This window comes from Pseudomonas sp. FG-3G, from assembly GCF_901007645.1.
Lineage (GTDB): Bacteria > Pseudomonadota > Gammaproteobacteria > Pseudomonadales > Pseudomonadaceae > Aquipseudomonas > Aquipseudomonas rhizophila.
The window spans coordinates 18,728-36,205 of record NZ_CAAKGZ010000022.1 but is presented as its reverse complement, the minus strand read 5'-3'; the positions used below and the strand labels follow the sequence as shown (position 1 = coordinate 36,205).

13 protein-coding genes are annotated in these 17,478 nt (G+C 59.3%); 8 read left to right on the top strand and 5 right to left on the bottom strand.

Going from position 1 to position 17,478, the window contains the following annotated elements; all coding sequences use genetic code 11:
* Positions 1 to 47: 47 nt before the first annotated feature.
* Entirely contained in the window at positions 48 to 1,061 is a 1,014-nt protein-coding gene (locus PSEUDOMOFG3G_RS15840) for an aldo/keto reductase (RefSeq protein WP_139050577.1), read from the bottom strand.
* 338 nt (positions 1,062 to 1,399) lie between these two features.
* On the opposite strand from PSEUDOMOFG3G_RS15840, the gene PSEUDOMOFG3G_RS15835 reads away from it, so the two are divergent.
* The 5 genes from PSEUDOMOFG3G_RS15835 to PSEUDOMOFG3G_RS15815 all read left to right on the top strand — a co-directional run bounded on the left by PSEUDOMOFG3G_RS15835 (position 1,400) and on the right by PSEUDOMOFG3G_RS15815 (position 9,615).
* The gene (locus tag PSEUDOMOFG3G_RS15835) at positions 1,400 to 2,536 is read left to right on the top strand and encodes a glycerate kinase (protein ID WP_139050576.1); all 1,137 of its coding nucleotides are present in this window, start codon (positions 1,400 to 1,402) and stop codon (positions 2,534 to 2,536) included.
* Positions 2,537 to 2,681: 145 nt separating this feature from the next.
* Positions 2,682 to 3,869 carry a pyridoxal phosphate-dependent aminotransferase gene (locus PSEUDOMOFG3G_RS15830; protein ID WP_139050575.1) on the top strand — a complete coding sequence of 396 codons (1,188 nt, stop codon included), beginning with the start codon at positions 2,682 to 2,684 and terminating at the stop codon, positions 3,867 to 3,869.
* 208 nt (positions 3,870 to 4,077) lie between these two features.
* Positions 4,078 to 4,893, top strand: a complete 816-nt coding sequence (locus PSEUDOMOFG3G_RS15825; protein ID WP_139050574.1) for a hypothetical protein — start codon at positions 4,078 to 4,080, stop codon at positions 4,891 to 4,893.
* A gap of 119 nt (positions 4,894 to 5,012) precedes the next feature.
* Positions 5,013 to 7,028: a hypothetical protein gene (locus PSEUDOMOFG3G_RS15820; RefSeq protein WP_139050573.1), complete on the top strand. Its 2,016-nt coding sequence runs from the start codon at positions 5,013 to 5,015 to the stop codon at positions 7,026 to 7,028.
* Positions 7,029 to 7,398: 370 nt separating this feature from the next.
* The gene (locus tag PSEUDOMOFG3G_RS15815; protein ID WP_171061391.1) at positions 7,399 to 9,615 is read left to right on the top strand and encodes an autotransporter outer membrane beta-barrel domain-containing protein; all 2,217 of its coding nucleotides are present in this window, start codon (positions 7,399 to 7,401) and stop codon (positions 9,613 to 9,615) included.
* Between the two features lie 85 nt (positions 9,616 to 9,700).
* Here the strand turns inward: PSEUDOMOFG3G_RS15815 and PSEUDOMOFG3G_RS15810 are convergent, their stop codons facing one another.
* Complete coding sequence (locus PSEUDOMOFG3G_RS15810) at positions 9,701 to 10,162, bottom strand: hypothetical protein (RefSeq protein WP_139050571.1); 462 nt, start codon at positions 10,160 to 10,162, stop codon at positions 9,701 to 9,703.
* Between the two features lie 390 nt (positions 10,163 to 10,552).
* Between PSEUDOMOFG3G_RS15810 and PSEUDOMOFG3G_RS15805 the strand changes: the two genes are divergently transcribed.
* Both PSEUDOMOFG3G_RS15805 and PSEUDOMOFG3G_RS15800 read left to right on the top strand, forming a co-directional pair.
* A complete protein-coding gene (locus tag PSEUDOMOFG3G_RS15805; RefSeq protein WP_047227621.1) occupies positions 10,553 to 11,254 on the top strand; it encodes a response regulator transcription factor in 702 nt (233 codons plus the stop codon).
* A 4-nt stretch (positions 11,255 to 11,258) separates the two neighbouring features.
* On the top strand, positions 11,259 to 12,557 hold the full coding sequence (locus PSEUDOMOFG3G_RS15800; protein ID WP_139050569.1) for an ATP-binding protein: 1,299 nt from the start codon (positions 11,259 to 11,261) through the stop codon (positions 12,555 to 12,557).
* A 14-nt stretch (positions 12,558 to 12,571) separates the two neighbouring features.
* Here PSEUDOMOFG3G_RS15800 and pncA read toward each other — a convergent pair whose 3' ends face one another.
* On the bottom strand, positions 12,572 to 13,198 hold the full coding sequence (gene pncA, locus PSEUDOMOFG3G_RS15795) for a bifunctional nicotinamidase/pyrazinamidase (protein ID WP_139050568.1): 627 nt from the start codon (positions 13,196 to 13,198) through the stop codon (positions 12,572 to 12,574).
* Between the two features lie 187 nt (positions 13,199 to 13,385).
* Between pncA and PSEUDOMOFG3G_RS15790 the strand changes: the two genes are divergently transcribed.
* Positions 13,386 to 15,464, top strand: coding sequence for a bifunctional diguanylate cyclase/phosphodiesterase (locus PSEUDOMOFG3G_RS15790; protein WP_139050567.1), 2,079 nt, complete (start codon positions 13,386 to 13,388; stop codon positions 15,462 to 15,464).
* Positions 15,465 to 15,472: 8 nt separating this feature from the next.
* Here PSEUDOMOFG3G_RS15790 and PSEUDOMOFG3G_RS15785 read toward each other — a convergent pair whose 3' ends face one another.
* Together PSEUDOMOFG3G_RS15785 and PSEUDOMOFG3G_RS15780 are read right to left on the bottom strand one after the other, a co-directional pair.
* Complete coding sequence (locus PSEUDOMOFG3G_RS15785; protein ID WP_139050566.1) at positions 15,473 to 16,576, bottom strand: DNA alkylation repair protein; 1,104 nt, start codon at positions 16,574 to 16,576, stop codon at positions 15,473 to 15,475.
* A gap of 146 nt (positions 16,577 to 16,722) precedes the next feature.
* Entirely contained in the window at positions 16,723 to 17,346 is a 624-nt protein-coding gene (locus PSEUDOMOFG3G_RS15780) for a DJ-1/PfpI family protein (protein ID WP_139050565.1), read from the bottom strand.
* Between the last annotated feature and the right edge of the window lie 132 nt (positions 17,347 to 17,478).

The window sequence follows — 17,478 nt, the reverse complement described above, 5'->3', positions numbered from 1 at the left end:
ATCGCGGGCAAGCCATGCTCCCACAGTGTTCGTCGGAGTCGACGAAGTTATGACGTACGCGCCACCCGCCCCGGTACGAAGTGGCCCACGTCATTGAAGCCTGGCGTCGAGGCATGCCCCGGTGTCACCAGCGAATCGATGAAGGCTTCATCTTCGGCCGTGATCGTCACCGACTGCGCCTTGGTGTAGCCATCCCATTGTTCCTCGGTGCGCGGTCCGACGATGGCCGAGGTGACGGCGCGGTTGTTCAGCACCCAGGCAATGGCGAACTCGACAATGCCCACGCCGCGTTCCTGGGTGTATTGCTGGATCTGTTGGGCGATGCGCAGGGACTCGACCCGCCATTCGGTTTCCAGGATGCGTTTGTCCTGGCGACCGGCGCGACTGTTGGCGTCCGGTGCCACGTCCGGTGCGTACTTGCCACTGAGCACCCCGCGGGCGAGGGGGCTGAAAGGCACCACGCCGAGGCCATAGTTCTGCGCGGCGGTGATCTGCTCGGTTTCGGCCTGGCGATTGACGATGTTGTACAGCGGTTGGCTGATTACCGGCCGGTCGATGCCCAGGCGGTCGGCGATTCGAATCACTTCGGCGATGCGCCAGCCACGGTAGTTCGACAGGCCCCAGTAGCGGATCTTGCCCTGACGAATCAAGTCACCGATGGCCGACACCGTGACCTCAAGCGGGGTGTTGTGGTCTTCGCGGTGCAGGTAATAGATGTCCAGGTAATCGGTGCCCAGGCGCGTCAGGCTGGCCTCGATGCCATTGAAAATGTGCTTGCGACTCAGGCCGCTGCGGTTGGGGACACCATCTGGTGGGCCGAAGCCGACCTTGGTGGCCAGCACCCATTCATGACGGTGACTGGCAATCGCCTCGCCGACGATCTCTTCGGAACGGCCGTTGGTGTAGACGTCTGCGGTGTCGATGAAATTGATGCCCTGGTCCCAGGCCTTGTCGATGATCCGCAGCGAAGCCTCGGTGCTGGTCTGTTCGCCGAACATCATGGTGCCCAGAGTCAATGTCGAGACTTGCAACCCGGAATGGCCTAGCGTGCGGTAGCTCATGACAAGGTCCTTTTATCGATGGGAAAGGCCCAATCAAACCCCAGAACAACCGGGCGTGGCAAACGAAAAGATCGCAGGCCACGCTCGACCCCTTACACTCCCGACAACAACCCACGCACTCGATAGAGATTTGACAGGCAGACCGCTATCGCGAGCAGGCTCGCTCCCACACTGATCTGCCTGGGCCACAGGTTTCAGCTAGCCCGGATCCCTGTGGGAGCGAGCCTGCTCGCGATGATGCCATCAGCCTCGACAACGAGGTTGATGGCAACCCGATTGCGTGAACTTGAACAATTGCGCTCAACTGCCGTGCCGTGCACTGGAACCGGAGAATAAGTATGAAAATAGTCATCGCCCCCGACTCGTTCAAGGACAGCCTGAGCGCCCAGGGCGTGGCCGATGCTGTCGCCCAAGGCCTGGCCCAGGTCTGGCCGGATGCGCAGTTGATCAAGTGCCCGATGGCCGACGGCGGGGAGGGCACGGTGGAGTCGGTGCTGGCGGCCTGCAACGGGCAGTGGCGGCGCAGTTGGGTGAAAGGTCCGTTGGGGGCCAGCGTCGAAGCGCGTTGGGGCTGGTTGCCCGACAGCCGCACCGCGATCATTGAAATGGCCGAGGCCAGCGGCTTGCAGCTGGTACCTCCTGGGCAACGTGATGCCTGTTCCAGCAGCACCTACGGCACCGGCGAGCTGATTCGCGCCGCCCTGGACGAAGGCGCCGGGCGCGTGATCCTGGCCATCGGCGGCAGCGCCACCAACGACGGCGGTGCCGGCGCGATGCAGGCCCTGGGCGTGGCGCTGCTGGATGAACACAACCGACCGCTTCCACCCGGTGGCCTGGCTTTGGCCGAACTGGCTCGCATCGATTTGAGCAAGATGGACCCGCGCTTGGCCCAGGTCAGTTTCGAGATTGCCGCCGATGTCGATAACCCGTTGTGCGGACCTCACGGCGCTTCAGCGATTTTCGGCCCGCAGAAAGGGGCATCCCCTGAGCACGTACAGCAACTGGACCAGGCGCTGGGGCATTTCGCTGAACACTGTGCCCAGGCGTTGAACAAGGATGTACGCGACGAACCGGGCAGCGGCGCCGCCGGAGGGCTGGGGTTCGCCGCCAAGGCGTTTCTGGGCGCGCACTTTCGCAGCGGCGTGGACGTCGTCGCCCAGTTGACCGGGCTGGCCGAGGCGATCAACGGCGCTGACCTGGTGATCACCGGCGAAGGCCGTTTCGACGCCCAGACCTTGCGTGGCAAGACCCCCTTTGGCGTGGCGCGCATCGCCCGCCAGCATGGCGTACCCGTGGTGGTCATCGCCGGCACGCTGGGGGAGGGTTATCAGGCGCTGTATGAGCACGGCATCGAAGCAGCCTTTGCCCTGGTCAGCAGGCCGATGACCCTGCAAGAGGCCTGTGCCGACGCGCCACGCCTGCTGACTGAACGAGCCCGGGACATCGCCCGGCTTTGGCGAGTGGCCGCCCGATAGACCTGTGGGAGCAAGGCTTGCCCGCGATACAGGCGCTGCGGTCTCCCAGGAATCGAGTCGCCCATATCGCGAGCAAGCTTTGCTCCCACGGCGTTGAATTTGAGATAGGGTTGAGGCTGGACTTCGCGCAAAACAGGAGTGGTACATGCGCTTTTCAGATTTGACCCGCCGCATCACCGGCGACGGCGCCGCCGCGTGGCAGATCCACGACCGAGCGTTGGCCATGCGCGAGCAGGGCATGGATGTATTGCTGTTATCGGTGGGCGACCCGGATTTCGACACCCCTCGCGCCATCATCGACGCCGCTGTGACCAGCCTGCGCGCCGGAGACACACATTATTCGGACGTGCGCGGCTTGCACACCCTGCGCGCCAGCATTGCCCGGCGCCATCGCCAACGTTGTGGCCAGCCGGTAGGCGCCGAGGATGTCACCGTGTTGCCGGGGGCGCAGTGTGGGGTCTATGCGGTTGCGCAATGTCTGCTCAACCCCGGTGATGAAGTGATCATCGCCGAACCGATGTATGTCACCTACGAAGCCGTGTTTGGCGCCTGCGGAGCGAAAGTGCTGCCGGTGGCGGTGCGCCCGGAAAACGCTTTTCGAGTTGACCCGGCCGACGTCGCCCGGCTGCTCACCCCCCGTACCCGGGCGATGCTGCTCAATAGCCCGAACAACCCGTCCGGCGCCAGCCTGCCGCTGTCCACCTGGCAAGCATTGGCGCAGTTGTGCATCGAACATGATCTGTGGCTGATCAGCGATGAGGTCTACAGCGACCTGCTGTACGAAGGCGAACACATCAGCCCGGCCAGCCTGCCGGGCATGGCCGAGCGCACCGCGACGATCAACAGCCTGTCCAAATCCCACGCCATGACCGGTTGGCGCATCGGCTGGGTGATCGGTCCCGAACCTCTGGCTGAACATCTGGCCAACCTGTCGTTGTGCATGTTGTTCGGCCTGCCGGATTTCGTCCAGCGGGCGGCCCAGGTGGCGCTGGAGCAGGACTTGCCAGAAGTGGCGCAGATGCACCAGGAGTATCGCCAGCGTCGGGATCTGGTGTGCGCCGCGCTTGAGGGTTGTCCGGGCCTGAAACCCGTGCGGCCCGATGGCGGCATGTTCGTGATGGTCGATGTGCGTGGCACCGGCCTGGGCGCCCAGGCATTCGCCGAGCGCCTGCTCGACGGCCATGGCGTGTCGGTGCTGGCGGGCGAGGCGTTCGGGCCCAGTGCCGCGGGGCACATACGCATCGGGTTGGTGGTTGATCAGCAGAAACTGACGCAGGCCTGTCAGCGGATTGCCTTGTGTGCCGCGCAGTTAATGTGCGTCCGCCATACCTGACTACGGGCTTATCGTTGCGCGGGTGCAGATAAAGACTGATACCACTCCGTCTGTAGGGGGCGCCTTGTCTTATTTTATTCAAACACTAAAACCCGATAAACGGTCGATTGACCTGTAAGTTCTGACAGTAGGCAAGGTCGGATAACGAGTATCTACTTAATTCAACACGGCACGCCCGCTACAAGAGCCAATTAAGTAGGAGGACGTCATGTCGACATCCGGTAATGGGGAGGCAGGGCCAGACACCCTGGCGCCCGAGGGGCCGCCGGTAGATGATGTCCCTCCCAGTGGACAAGTTCCGGCCTCGATTCTAATGAATGGCGGGCAGGCTCGGGTTCCATTATGGCCTATTTATGCCGATCAAATCGGCAAGGTTGATAGGTTGGTGGTTTATTGGCGGCGAGACGGTACGACGACCACTGTCTATGATCAAAATAAGCCTGGTCCGATCATGGAAACTGAGTTCGTGATTCCATTACCCGTCCATTTATGGGCCGGAGACGGTGTGGCTTATCTCTATTACCGAGCTAGACCGATACAGCCTATCGGCAATTGGTTTACCTCGTTAGATACAGAGTTATTTATCGATCACAGTGTCATTCCCCTGCCCAGATTGGAAGATGTCGATTTTTTGTATACAACAAATGGGTATTTGAACTGCGGCACAACGCCACCCATTTGGGGTGGGGTCTTTATAAGAATTCCGTATCAGGGGTTCCTGGAACGGGATGAATGTGTACTCACCTGGCGCGCCTACCGCACTTTGAATCCCACGCCCGAGAGTTATATTGACGGCACTGAAGGTGTCTTTACCCATGAACTCACCAAGGCGGAAGCAGAGAATCCGGACGGGTTTGTATTGCCGCCCATTCCTTGGGTCAATCATCTTGAACCCCTGATCTATGGCTGTGGGATGGCTCAGTACAAGATCCGTAGTGCTGGGGTGTTTATCGGCGAATCTGAGTTGAAGCGGGTGAAAGTCGATCGGTATCTGCCCGGCGAGACTGGACCTTGTGGGCCTTGATCAACACTCGTCACTCAGATCAATGATCGGCTGCTTTTTTAGCCGTTAAAACAGTCTTTGCGGTAGGGGGATTTCGATAGTGTGAGTTTGGATCTGGATATTATTGTGGAGAGCATGAAATGAACGTGAAACAGGAAATAGCGGAAATCGACCGGCAACGTGTGCGCAGTGCTCGTGCAGCATCAGGACCTCTGGCGGGACTTCCTCCAGAGTTTCCTGGCGTTATTGTCAGTGACACCGACAGGCGCGTGTATGTTGATAAACTGCTGCCTGGCCAGAAATTGCCGGTTACGCTTAAGCTCTGGACAACCCAACACCCCGATGATCGTGTCACCGTTCAAATCGCACAAACGGAAATCTCTACGTCTTGGGTGACGGTAGATGAGTTTGACGCCGGCACTGATATCAGTGCACGTCCTCCAGAATATATAGCGGGTATTCCGACAGAAAATTTGACTGATTACAATGCGGCCGGCACGCCTTCTGAATGGTGGGTTCGATACCGGGTGAGGCATCCCTTGGGGAATTTCTGGACTTCAGATCCGAAAGAAATTGTAATTGACCGACGGGCCCACTACCAAGCGGACCCTGACGGAGCAAAGAGTCGGCCGCCGATGGCCCGTGCTAATCCTGCCATTCCATCGTCCTACATCATCGATGACACCTACGTCGGCAACCTCCCCAACGGTGTCATGGAAGTTACGGTTGGCACTCAAGGTTGGGAAACGGGGGATATATGTTACTTATATATCAGCAAGCTTTTTTCGGAAGCTAATGGGGATGAGCCTGTTAATCCTCCCCCTTATACGTTACCGCAAACTGGTGTATTTCAAGTGCCAGGGGCGACTTTGCGTAGTCTGCCACCTGGCACCAACTTTCTTTTTTATCAGCATGTTGATGCTGTCGGGAACAAGAGTAACTTATCAGACGCTCAACCCTTGAAGATTGTTTTTGCACCAGCGCCAGTGCTCGAAGACCCCATTGTTCCTTTGGCTCAGACCGATCGCCTTATCGATTTGAAAGATTGTGCAGAGCCCGGTGGCGTTACAGTCGAGGTGGAAAGGGTTGAGCACATAGAGGATACAGATGAGATTAAACTTGAGTGGAATAATACACCGGTAGATACTAAGGCTTTCGGTAGCCTTACCAAACTGGTTTTCCCTGTGCCCTTTGCTACTATTTTCAATGATTACTATTCGGGCGGGCTTACAACCGAAGGCAACGTTCCAGTCAACGTTGAAGCTACTTTGTTGCGCGGGACAGAGACTCTGTCTGACTCATCTGTAGATATTTCTTCGAATCTCTATGTCGCCGGTCCGACTGACCCCACTGATCCGGGTCAACCCAATGATGATCTGGATGCACCTAATGTTACAAGCACGCAAGTGGACAACATTATTGAGATTGGAGATTATGGTGACAACCAGACAATCACCATTGACTTGTGGGTAGACACTAATAAGCCCGTAAAACAGGGGCAGATGATTAGGGCTGAGTACGCAGGTGAGGAACTGGATGATGTCGCTTTCCTGGACGATAACGATACAGAGGCAACGATTATTCTGCCTTGGAACGTTATCAACGGCGCCGGGATCGGTCCTCATAACCTTCAATATTTCGTTTCGGACATCGGCGGAGTCAATGAAAATCCGTCACTCATCCAAACGGTGATCAACAATGCAATGGTCGTTGACTTGGACCCTCCTTCAATAACCACGGACAACCCAGGCTTGCTACTGTGCGATGACCTGGACCAGACCACGTGGAGCGCGGTAGTCAACATCGAGGGAAACCCTGTGCACCTTCAAGTGGGACGGGAAGTTACCCTGCGTGCGCAAGGATACAGGGATGCGGGTTACACTCAGGTAGCACAAGGCACCGCTTTTACTTCGACTACACCTCACACGATTGTCGACCCAGAGCCAACGGCCGGGTTTACCATGACCATCCAACCGTATGATCCCTATATCCGCGATATTCCTGAACCTCCTCCTGTTTCGGGAGGAACAGGACCCTATCTTGGTTATTGGAGGATTTGGTACGAGGTGAAGATTAATGGAGTTGATTATCCCTCTGACAAGTTTGAGATAGTGGTCAATCTTGTCAATTCATTTAATGAATATTGCGAGGGTTGAGTAAAGATCTTGCTTGATGCTCCCTTCGCAGCAGTGCTCTGTTGAATTGCAGTGAAGGGATGCGACTCATCTTGCTTTTGCAACGGAATTGTCTGAGTTGTTTTCAGAATAATCCTACATTGAATTTTGGGCTTCCTCAGTAGTCTGGCGCCTCTTCTCGAATGTGATCGGGTAAAGATCAGCGAGCCAACCAGTTCCAAATATCGTTTTTAGGGTAGTTCATATGCAATCAGCTCAGTTTTCTCTATCGAAAGTTCATTGTGGCAGATGGAGATATCCATCGGTCCTGGCGCTCGCTTTTGTCATCCCTTATGCACAAGGGCGAGACCTGAACCCCGGGGAGACGGAAACGATCTCGCCCTCGCCGACCGTGGAGAGCTGGCGCATCGCAGCGGATGCCACCCTCAACGTCAATGGCGCCGATACGTTGGACATCGACGTCCAGGCCGGCACCTTGAACGTCAACACCGGTACGACCCAGCAGATCAGTGCAACGGACGGGGCGACCTTGAACCTGACCGGTGCCACGGTGACGGGGGCAAGCGGGGCCGTTACGGTTTCGCTGACCAATAGTGACGCCAACGTCAGCGGCAGCACGATATCCGGGCTCGATTACGGGCTTGCGGCGGTGCGCGATATCGACACGTCGACCGGCTCCAACGTGGCTTTGTTGAACAGCACCGTGAGTGGCGTTTTGGGGGGCGCGGTGGCCACCTCCTATAGCACCCTGAACTTGAATAACAGCACCATTGAAGGCACCGACAGTTCCAGCTTCGGTGTACGGATCGCAGGAGGGCAGGTGGCGCTCAATAACCAGTCCAAAATCATCGGCGGGCTGAATGGCGTGACGTTCGAGTTGGACGGTACCGACGAACAGATCAGCAAACTGGTGCTGAACAACTCCAGCGTCGAAGGCAAGACGGGCTCGGCGATTTTGGCGAATGTGGGTGCCATCCCGTTGGGAGCGTTCGTGGTTGAAGTATCGAACGGTTCGACGCTTATCGGTGGCAACGGCACGATCCTGGAAGTGACGGACGGTACGAACGTCGACTTCAGCGTCGACAATAGCCTGTTGCAGGGCAATGTGGTGGTCGAGGCCGGCAGCAATGTGAACGCTTCACTGAACAACCAGGCCTCGCTGACCGGTGATCTGCAAAACGTAGCGCGAGTCAGTCTCGATAATCAGAGTGCCTTCATCGGCACCATCAAAGGCGATGCCGGGCACACCACTGATGTGGTGCTCGATAACAGCTCCCAATTTACCGGCGGCGTGGAGGGTACAGCCGACCTTGCGATCAGGGGGCAAGCGACCTGGACCCTGACCGGCAGCAATAACGTGAACAATCTGTCGCTGGACGGTGGCCGGGTGGATTTTGCGCCGGGGCCAACGTTCTACACGCTGAATGTCCGCGAGCTCTCAGGTAACGGTTCTTTCAACATGTACACCGATTTTGTCACCGGTGAAACGGATTTTCTCAATGCCGAAAGCGCGTCGGGTGAGCATGTCGTGTCAGTCAGTGCCACTGGGAACAGGGCGGCCGGTGATTTGATACACATTGCTGAATTCGGTGCAGGTAACGGACAGTTGGCGCTGAACAATGGGGCTGTCGATGTCGGCGCCCTGACTTACCAACTGGTCCAGGAAGGCAATGGCTGGTATCTGCGCCCTGACGACGGGCCGAGCACCAGTACTCGTTCGGTGCTGGCGATCGCCAATACCGCGCCCACCATTATTTATGCGGAAAGCACGTTGCTGAACTCGCGTATGGGGGACCGCCGGTTGACCGGTGCCAAGCCCGGCCTCTGGACCCGTACCTACAATAATCGCTACAGCGTGCAGAATGCCTACGCCGGTGGCTACAGCCAGACCCAGCAGGGGCTGGTGATCGGTGCCGATGCAGCGCTGGGCGACAGCGATTGGCTGGTCGGCGGCATGGTGGGGTACAGCCGCTCGAACCTGGATCTCAAGCATGGCAGTTCGGGTTCGGTGGACAGCTATTCCGTCGGGGCCTACTTGACGAAATTCGATCCTCAATCGGGCTTCTATGTTGACGCGGTCACCAAGATCAATCGATTCGACAACAGCCTGGACGTGCGCATGAGTGATGGCGTGAAAACCAAGGGGTCTTATGACACCTACGGTTTGAGCGGTTCGCTGGAGGTGGGTCTGCAAGACCAATTGGGCAGCGGGTTCTTCTGGGGACCTTTTGCTCAGGTCGCCGCTGCGGTGGTATCCGGTGAACATTACAAGCTGGACAATGGCCTTGAAGTCGATAGCGAGCTGACCCGGTCGCTGGTCGTCAAGGGTGGTGCTTACCTGGGCAGCGAGATCGATCTGGGCAACGGCCACAAGTTGCAGCCGCGGGTGCGCGTTGCCGTTGGCCAGGAGCTTATCAAGCGCAACCAGGTGGGCGTCAACGACAGTTCGTTCAACAACGATAGCTCCGCCACCAGCCTGGAGCTGGCGGGTGGAATCAATTGGGCATTGCCCCACGGACTTCAGGTTTTCGCCGAGGCCGGCTCAAGCCAAAGCAAGACCGTCAAGCAGGATTACAACGTCAGCGCGGGTCTTAGTTTCAACTTCTGACAATGCGCCGATTCGCGCTTGGTCGTCCAATAAAAAAGCTCCGGATCGAAAGTCCGGAGCTTTTTTATTGCGGCGCTTATCGGGCTCAAGTGCGTCGGGACCCAGGCTCTGCAACCAGCCTGAAATTCATCATCAGGTCATGGGCTTTCGGATTTACCAATCCGTCGTCTACACGTGCATCTATGGTGCCGCTGATAGAAAGGTTTTGCGAATCAAAATTCAGGGACGTCAAAGGTTCAGATGTTGAATACTCTGACGGCGGGCTCTCCGCGGTATCACCGTAGAAGACCCTCACGTCCTTGGCACGTTGTGGAGTGTTATCGACAGGATCCTCGATGAAAATGATCCTGATGGTCTTGATGTGGTTGTCGACTGCATCTCGAAGCGTCGCCGTTATGGTCAGGCAGTCACCCAACTGGGGGTAGCTCACGCGGGAAAAGGATGCTCTGAACGGTACCGGGGGACGTTGATCAATGGATGCTGCGAATTCATTGCTGAAGAGGGATTGTCGAACCGTATTGACTGACAGTTTTTGTGCTGTGCTCATGGTCATGGTCTCCATTGGAATATCGCAAGGCTGTACCGACAGTGCAGAGCATTATCTGACTATGGGTCCTGCCATCTGAGCGCGATACCGGCTCGCTGTAAACTGTCAGGTTTGACAGTTTACAGCGACGCTGGCTTATGAAAGTGCAGGGATGACGGGCTGCACCGGTAAAGCTTTGTAGCGGCTGTGTGAAATTGTGTAAGGGGTTTGCTCGTAGGTGGGTGAGGGCGTATATCCTTGGCAGCTTGAGATTCTCTGCGCCTGTGACATCGCCATCGCGAGCAAGCTCGCTCCCACAGTGGTTTTGTGTTGTACCGAAGACCCTTGTGGGAGCGAGCTTGCTCGCGATGAGGCCCAACCAGGCGCCACAGCACTTTTCTGGAAACACCCATGCCCAACATCCTCCTGGTCGAAGACGACACCGCCCTCTCCGAACTGATCGCCAGTTACCTGGAACGCAACGGCTACAGGGTCAGTGTGCTCAGCCGTGGCGATCATGTGCGGGAACGGGCGCGGGTCGATCCGCCGGACCTGGTGATCCTCGATCTGATGCTGCCGGGGCTGGACGGCTTGCAGGTCTGCCGCTTGTTGCGGGCCGATTCGGCGACCCTGCCGATTCTGATGCTCACCGCCCGGGACGACAGCCATGATCAGGTGTTGGGCCTGGAAATGGGCGCCGATGACTACGTCAGCAAGCCCTGTGAACCCCGGGTCCTGCTGGCACGTGTTCGGACCTTGTTACGCCGCAGCAGCCTTACCGAGCCGCAAACGGTCAACGATCGCATTCTCATGGGCAACCTGTGCATCGACCTGTCCGAACGCACCGTGACCTGGCGCGGGCAAGCGGTGGAGCTGTCCAGCGGCGAATACAACCTGCTGGTGGTACTGGCCCGGCATTGCGGCGAGGTGCTGAGCCGCGACCAGATCCTGCAGCGTCTGCGCGGCATCGAGTTCAACGGCACCGACCGCTCGGTGGACGTGGCGATCTCCAAGCTGCGGCGCAAGTTCGACGACAACGCCGGCGAAGCCCGCAAGATCAAGACCGTGTGGGGCAAGGGTTATCTGTTCAGCCGTTCCGAGTGGGAATGCTGAGTCGATGTGGAAGCTGCTGATTCGCCTTTACCTGGTCACCATCGTGTCCTACAGCGCCGCGATCTATCTGATGCCGGAGTTGGTGGTCCGGCTGTTTCATGAGCGCTTCCTGAACTACAACCTCGATTACTCCCGTGGCCTGCAAACCTTGATGGTCAGGCAGTTCCATAACGTGCCCAGCGAACAGTGGCCAGCACTGGCGGCACAGATGGACAAGGAGTTCGAGCCGCTGCGCATCGAACTGGCGGCCATCGAGGATGAGGGTTTCAGCACCGACGAGCAGGCGCGTCTAAAGCGCGGCGAGAACATGGTGCGCCTGGGCGAATGGGCCTGGCGAACCTTGGCGGCCGCGCCGCTGGATGAGCGCACGGCGGTCAAGATGATTGTGCCCCCGGACCCGACCGAGGTTAGTTGGCTGTACTGGAGCATCAACGTGTTGATCGGTGCGACGATGCTGGCTTGCCTGCTGCTTTGGTTGCGGCCGCATTGGCGCGATCTGGAGCGGCTCAAACGCACGGCTGAACGCTTCGGCAAAGGCCATTTGAGCGAACGTACGCAGATTGGCTCCAGCTCGAACATCGGCAGCCTGGCCCACGTGTTCGACACAATGGCCGGCGACATCGAGCGCTTGCTCAACCAGCAGCGCGATCTGCTCAATGCGGTGTCCCATGAATTGCGCACGCCATTGACCCGCCTCGATTTCGGCCTGGCCCTGGCGCTGTCCGATGACCTGCCGCCGGCCAGTCGCGAACGGCTGCAAGGGTTGGTGGCGCACATCCGCGAGCTGGATGAGTTGGTGCTGGAGTTGCTGTCTTACAGCCGTCTGCAGAACCCCGAGCTTCTGCCCGAACGCGTGGAGGTGGCGCTGGACGAGTTCATCGACAGTATCCTGGGCAGTGTTGACGAGGACCTGGCGGCGCCGGATGTGGTGATCGATGTGCTGCTGCACGGCACGCTGGAGCGTTTCGTGCTGGACCCGCGCCTGACGGCCCGGGCGTTGCAGAATCTGTTACGCAACGCCATGCGTTATTGCGAAAAGCGGATCCAGGTCGGCGTGCTGGTCGGCGTCCAGGGTTGCGAGATCTGGGTCGACGACGACGGTATCGGTATTCCTGACAGCGAGCGCGAGCGTGTGTTCGAACCGTTCTATCGCTTGGACCGCAGCCGCGACCGCGCCACGGGTGGTTTTGGCCTGGGCCTGGCCATCAGCCGTCGCGCCCTGCAAGCCCAGGGCGGTACGCTGACGGCGCAAGCTTCGCCGCTGGGTGGGGCGCGATTGCGCTTGTGGTTGCCAACGCGGTGAGGCTGGGGGAGGGGTCAGGCGTTTATTGCGCTCGATTCAATCAGCGCCACACCCGCTTGCTGCATCCGCCGGATTGCCGCCTCCATCGAGCCGTCGATATCAATGCCCCGACAGGCGTCGAGCACCACAAACGCATTGAACCCCGCCGCCCGGGCATCCAGCGCCGAGAACATCACGCAGAAATCCAGCGCCAGCCCCACCATGTACACCGTGTCGATGCCGCGCTCCTTGAGGTAGCCCGTCAAACCGGTGGGTGTCTGGCGGTCGGCTTCCATGAAGGCCGAATAGCTGTCGATGTCCGGGTTGCAACCCTTACGAATGATCAGTTGCGCGTGCGGCAGGTCCAGGGCCGGGTGCAGCGCGGCGCCTTGGGTGCCTTGTATGCAGTGGTCGGGCCACAGTTTCTGTTCGCCATAGGGCAGTTGAATGAGGTCGAACGGTTGCTTGTCCGGATGGCTGGAGGCAAACGAAGCGTGCCCGGCCGGATGCCAGTCCTGGGCCAGGATGACCTGCCTGAATGAACCACCCAGGCGGTTGATCAATGGCACGATTTCGTCACCCCCCGGTACGGCCAATTGGCCTCCGGGGATGAAGTCGTTCTGAACGTCTATTACCACTAACGCGGTGGTTGGGGCAGTCATGAATGGGTCTCCTGAAAAATGGCCTCCACAGCTTAGTAGAACGCAACAAGATGTCCTTCGTCGCAAATATTCCAGGGTTGATGGCTTTTTGATATTTGGTCGGTACGGCCGTACCACAATTGAGTACAATCGCCGCCTTTCAACCGGGCATGGAAGCAGTTCGGCTTTCCAGTCACGAGAAAAAACCATGCTCATCGGCAGTTACTCTCCGGCCCTTGTTTCAATTTCCCTGTTTGTTGCGGTACTGGCGTCCTACACCGCGCTGGACATGACCGGCCGCATCGCGACCACCCAGGGGCGCGCGGCGCATTGGTGGATGGCCGGCGGTTCCCTGGCAATGGGCGTCGGGGTCTGGTCCATGCATTTTATCGGCATGCTGGCGTTCACCTTGCCGGTGGAGCTTGGCTACGATGTGTCGATCACCGCCTTGTCCCTGCTGACTGCCATCCTGTCCTGCGGCTTTGCCCTGTGGTTGGTCAGTCAACCGCAATTGCCGGCGTGGCAACTGGCTTTCGGCGCGTTGATCATGGGCGCCGGCATCAGCGCCATGCATTACACCGGCATGGCGGCGCTGCGGATGCAGCCGGGTATTGATTATGACCCCTCGTTGTTCGGGGCTTCGCTGGTGATTGCGGTCGGCGCTTCGGCGGCCGCGTTGTGGATCGCCTTTCGCCTGCGCCAGAACATCCCCCATGTACGTCTGGCCCGCGCCGGCGCTGCTGTCGTGATGGGCCTGGCCATTGTCGGCATGCATTACACCGGCATGGCCGCAGCGCGCTTCAGCGACGGCAGCTTTTGCGGTGCTCTGGACGGCTTGAGTGGCAAGGGTCTGGACAATCTGGTGCTGATCACCACGTTGGCGGTACTGGCCATCGCCTTGCTCACGTCGATTCTCGATGCGCGCCTGGAGGCCCGGACCGCAGAGCTGGCCCAATCGCTGACTCTGGCCAACCGTGAGCTGACGCAACTGGCCCTGCACGACCCCCTCACCGAATTGCCCAACCGCGTGCTGCTGGCCGATCGTATCGGTCAGGCCATGCATCGGGTGCATGAGCAGGGCGGCTGTTTCGCCTTGATGTTCATCGACCTGGATGGCTTCAAACCGGTCAACGATGCTTTCGGCCATCACATGGGCGACCTGTTGCTGCGCGACGTGGCCCTGCGCCTGCGGGAAGACTTGCGCAGCCAGGACACCCTGGCGCGGATCGGCGGTGATGAGTTCGTGCTGTTGGTGCAACTGGCCGAGCCTGACGATGCGTTGCGCCTGGCGGCCCGCCAGGTCGGGCTGATCGGTCGCACATTCCGGGTGGCCGATCATGACCTACAGATATCCGCCAGTGTCGGCATCGCGCTTTATCCAGGCAACGGCCAGAGCGCCGAAGAGTTGCTGATGAATGCCGATGCGGCGATGTACCACGCCAAGGGCGCCGGCAAGAACGGCTACAGCTTTTTCGATGCCTCGATGAACAGCAACGCCCGCAAGCAACTGCAACTGCTGCAAGACCTGCGCATCGCCGTCGAGCAGCGCCAGTTCAGCCTCCATTACCAGCCCAAGTTCGACGCTGCCAACGGCCGTCCGGTGGGGGCTGAAGCCTTGTTGCGCTGGACGCATCCAACCCAGGGCCTGCTGATGCCCGATACCTTCATCGACCTTGCGGAAAAGACCGGGCTGATCATTCCCATCGGGGAATGGGTGTTGAACGAGGCCTGCCGCCAGATGCGCGAATGGTACGTGCTTGGCTACACCGACTGGCGCATCGCGGTGAACCTGTCGGCCTTGCAGTTCTGCCACGTGGGCCTGGTGCAGAGCGTCGCCACGGCGCTGGAAATTCATCATCTGCCGGCCAACAGCCTGACCCTGGAAATCACCGAAACCACGGCGATGAGCGATGCCGATGCAAGCATGACCGTGCTGCAGCAGCTCTCGGACATGGGCGTGGATTTGTCCATCGACGACTTTGGCACCGGTTATTCAAGCCTGATGTACCTCAAGCGTTTGCCGGCCAACGAGCTGAAGATCGATCGCGGTTTCGTCCGCGACCTGGAGCACGACAGTGATGATGCGGCGATTGTCTCGGCCATCGTCGCCCTCGGCCAGGCCCTGGGGCTGCGGATTGTTGCCGAAGGGGTGGAGACCGACGTGCAGCAGGATTTCCTGACTCAATTGGGTTGCGATTCGCTGCAGGGTTACCTGCTGGGCCACCCGCTGCCGGCCGAGCGCTTCCTGCAGGACATTCGCAAGGCACAACGGTTGGCGCTGGCCTGAGCGGCCGCTCAGGGAACGATGTCGAACGCCGTGCTCCCCAGCCGTTCGCCATTGACCAGCAGATGCACCGCATGCCGGCCCGCGTAGTGTCGGCGGGTGGTCAGTTCGCGAATATGCTGGGAGCGGCTGAGGCTGACGCACGCTAGGGCAGGCAGGTCGAAGGTCTTGAGCTTGAAGACTTTGGCCGAGGTGCCGCCCGAGGCTTTCACGTAGTCGATGGCATAGTCGATCACCAGGCGCTGGCTCTGCTCGAGGGTTGATTGCACCTTGAACGACAAGGTAATCGGTTCGCCGAGACGAATCACCGCCGGCGTGACCTGCAAGTCCAGCACCTGGATGTGCGCCTTGCCGCCGACGCCGATAACCGCCAGTGCCCGCGAATTGCCTTGTTTGATCAGGCTGCGCAAAGCATGGCGGGCGATCCATGCGGTATGGCGATCTTGCAGGGGCCAGCCTTCGATCCGGTCCAGCACCCAGTCAGGGTGCTGCTTGGTGATGTCGTTGAGATGATTGGCCACGGACTTGCGTACATACAGACTGTTGTCGGCCTTGAGGGCCTCAAGGATCGCGGCGGCGAGGTCGGGGTTGGCCTGGATCGGCTCCAGGTGGAACGACCAGGGCAAGCGCGGTCGACTGCCTTCGCTGGCCAGGCGACGGACGTGTTCGTTGGGGTCGTGCGCCCAGTCGTGCATGGCCTTGAGGGTGCGCGCCAGGTCATCGCGCAGGAAATGCCGCACGGCGAACTCCGAAGAGCCGAACCGGGTGAAATACTTGAGCGCATCCAGGGACAGGTCGAAGCTGTGCCGGCCGTAGGACGCCACGTAGTGGGGCAGGAACATGCTGACAAACATGCTGTTGAGTCGGGGCGCCAGGTCCCGCAGCACATCCAGCGACGCCTCGTACTCCAAGGGCAGTACCGCATGCAGGCACTCACTGACTCGCGCCATGCGTTGCATCACCGACAACTCGCTCAGCCCGTCATTGGCCATGTCCAGGAACGCCCGGCTATCGAAAGCCGGATACACCGCGCTCATTTCACTGGCGATGTGCTCAAGGCGTGTGGCGTTGAAGATTTCCTTGAGGGCAGGGGATGAGGTGGTGGCGGTGCTCATGGCGGGGTCCGTGCGGTGAGGTGTGTTGGACTTTATAGGGGATGTTGCTGCCAATGTGTAGTCCGGCCCGTGGCGAGGGAGCTTGCTCCCGTCGGGCTGCGCAACAGTCCAGCGGGAGCAAGCTCCCTCGCCACAGGGGCATCGCCTCAGACTTGCGCCACTTCACTCACATACTGGCGGATATGCCCCAACCCTCGTTCCACATAGGCCTCTTTCTCGCCCACCGGGGCAAAGTAATGCAGCACTTCCCGCGCGGTCTCCAGGCCCTTGAGCCGAGCCAGCACCCAGGCCGACAGGTACTGGGCGGAGAAACAGCCACCGGCGGTAGCGATGTTGCCATTGGCGTGGAACGCCTGGTTGACCACGTTGACACCCGCCGCCACGACCCATGGTTTACTGGTGGTGTCGGTGCAGGCCGGTGCCTGGCCGAGCAGCCCCAGGCGTGCCAGCAGGAATGTGCCGGAGCATTGGGAACCGAGCAACTGGCGCGTCGGGTCCAGGCGCAGCCGGCTCATGATGGCCGGGTTGTCGGCCACTTCCCGGGTCTTCATGCCGCTGCCAAACAACACGGCGTCGGCCTTGCAGGCCTGCTCCAGGTCGATCTGGGCGTCGATGGTCAAACCATTCATGGACGTGACGCGCGGGGTAGGTGAAGCGATGCTCACGCGCCAATCCTTATCGCCGATCAGGGAAATACGGCTGAGCATGCCGTAGGCAATCAGTGAGTCCAGTTCGTTGAAGCCGTCGAAGGTCAGAATGGCGATGTGCATGGCGAGCCCCGGTTTTTATAAATGGCTTTTTTGCCAGCCTACGCCGGTTGTCGGCATCACCGCCCCGTACAGTCGGCGACGGATTCGTCGCTACAGTAAAAGGAATGATTCGCCGCCGTTGAAGTCGGAGAT

Coding starts and splice junctions, on each gene's coding strand:
- PSEUDOMOFG3G_RS15840 (WP_139050577.1), bottom strand. CDS start 1,061: ATGAGCTACCGCACGCTAGGCCATTCCGGGTTGCAAGTCTCGACATTG.
- PSEUDOMOFG3G_RS15835 (WP_139050576.1), top strand. CDS start 1,400: ATGAAAATAGTCATCGCCCCCGACTCGTTCAAGGACAGCCTGAGCGCC.
- PSEUDOMOFG3G_RS15830 (WP_139050575.1), top strand. CDS start 2,682: ATGCGCTTTTCAGATTTGACCCGCCGCATCACCGGCGACGGCGCCGCC.
- PSEUDOMOFG3G_RS15825 (WP_139050574.1), top strand. CDS start 4,078: ATGTCGACATCCGGTAATGGGGAGGCAGGGCCAGACACCCTGGCGCCC.
- PSEUDOMOFG3G_RS15820 (WP_139050573.1), top strand. CDS start 5,013: ATGAACGTGAAACAGGAAATAGCGGAAATCGACCGGCAACGTGTGCGC.
- PSEUDOMOFG3G_RS15810 (WP_139050571.1), bottom strand. CDS start 10,162: ATGAGCACAGCACAAAAACTGTCAGTCAATACGGTTCGACAATCCCTC.
- PSEUDOMOFG3G_RS15805 (WP_047227621.1), top strand. CDS start 10,553: ATGCCCAACATCCTCCTGGTCGAAGACGACACCGCCCTCTCCGAACTG.
- PSEUDOMOFG3G_RS15800 (WP_139050569.1), top strand. CDS start 11,259: ATGTGGAAGCTGCTGATTCGCCTTTACCTGGTCACCATCGTGTCCTAC.
- pncA (WP_139050568.1), bottom strand. CDS start 13,198: ATGACTGCCCCAACCACCGCGTTAGTGGTAATAGACGTTCAGAACGAC.
- PSEUDOMOFG3G_RS15790 (WP_139050567.1), top strand. CDS start 13,386: ATGCTCATCGGCAGTTACTCTCCGGCCCTTGTTTCAATTTCCCTGTTT.
- PSEUDOMOFG3G_RS15785 (WP_139050566.1), bottom strand. CDS start 16,576: ATGAGCACCGCCACCACCTCATCCCCTGCCCTCAAGGAAATCTTCAAC.
- PSEUDOMOFG3G_RS15780 (WP_139050565.1), bottom strand. CDS start 17,346: ATGCACATCGCCATTCTGACCTTCGACGGCTTCAACGAACTGGACTCA.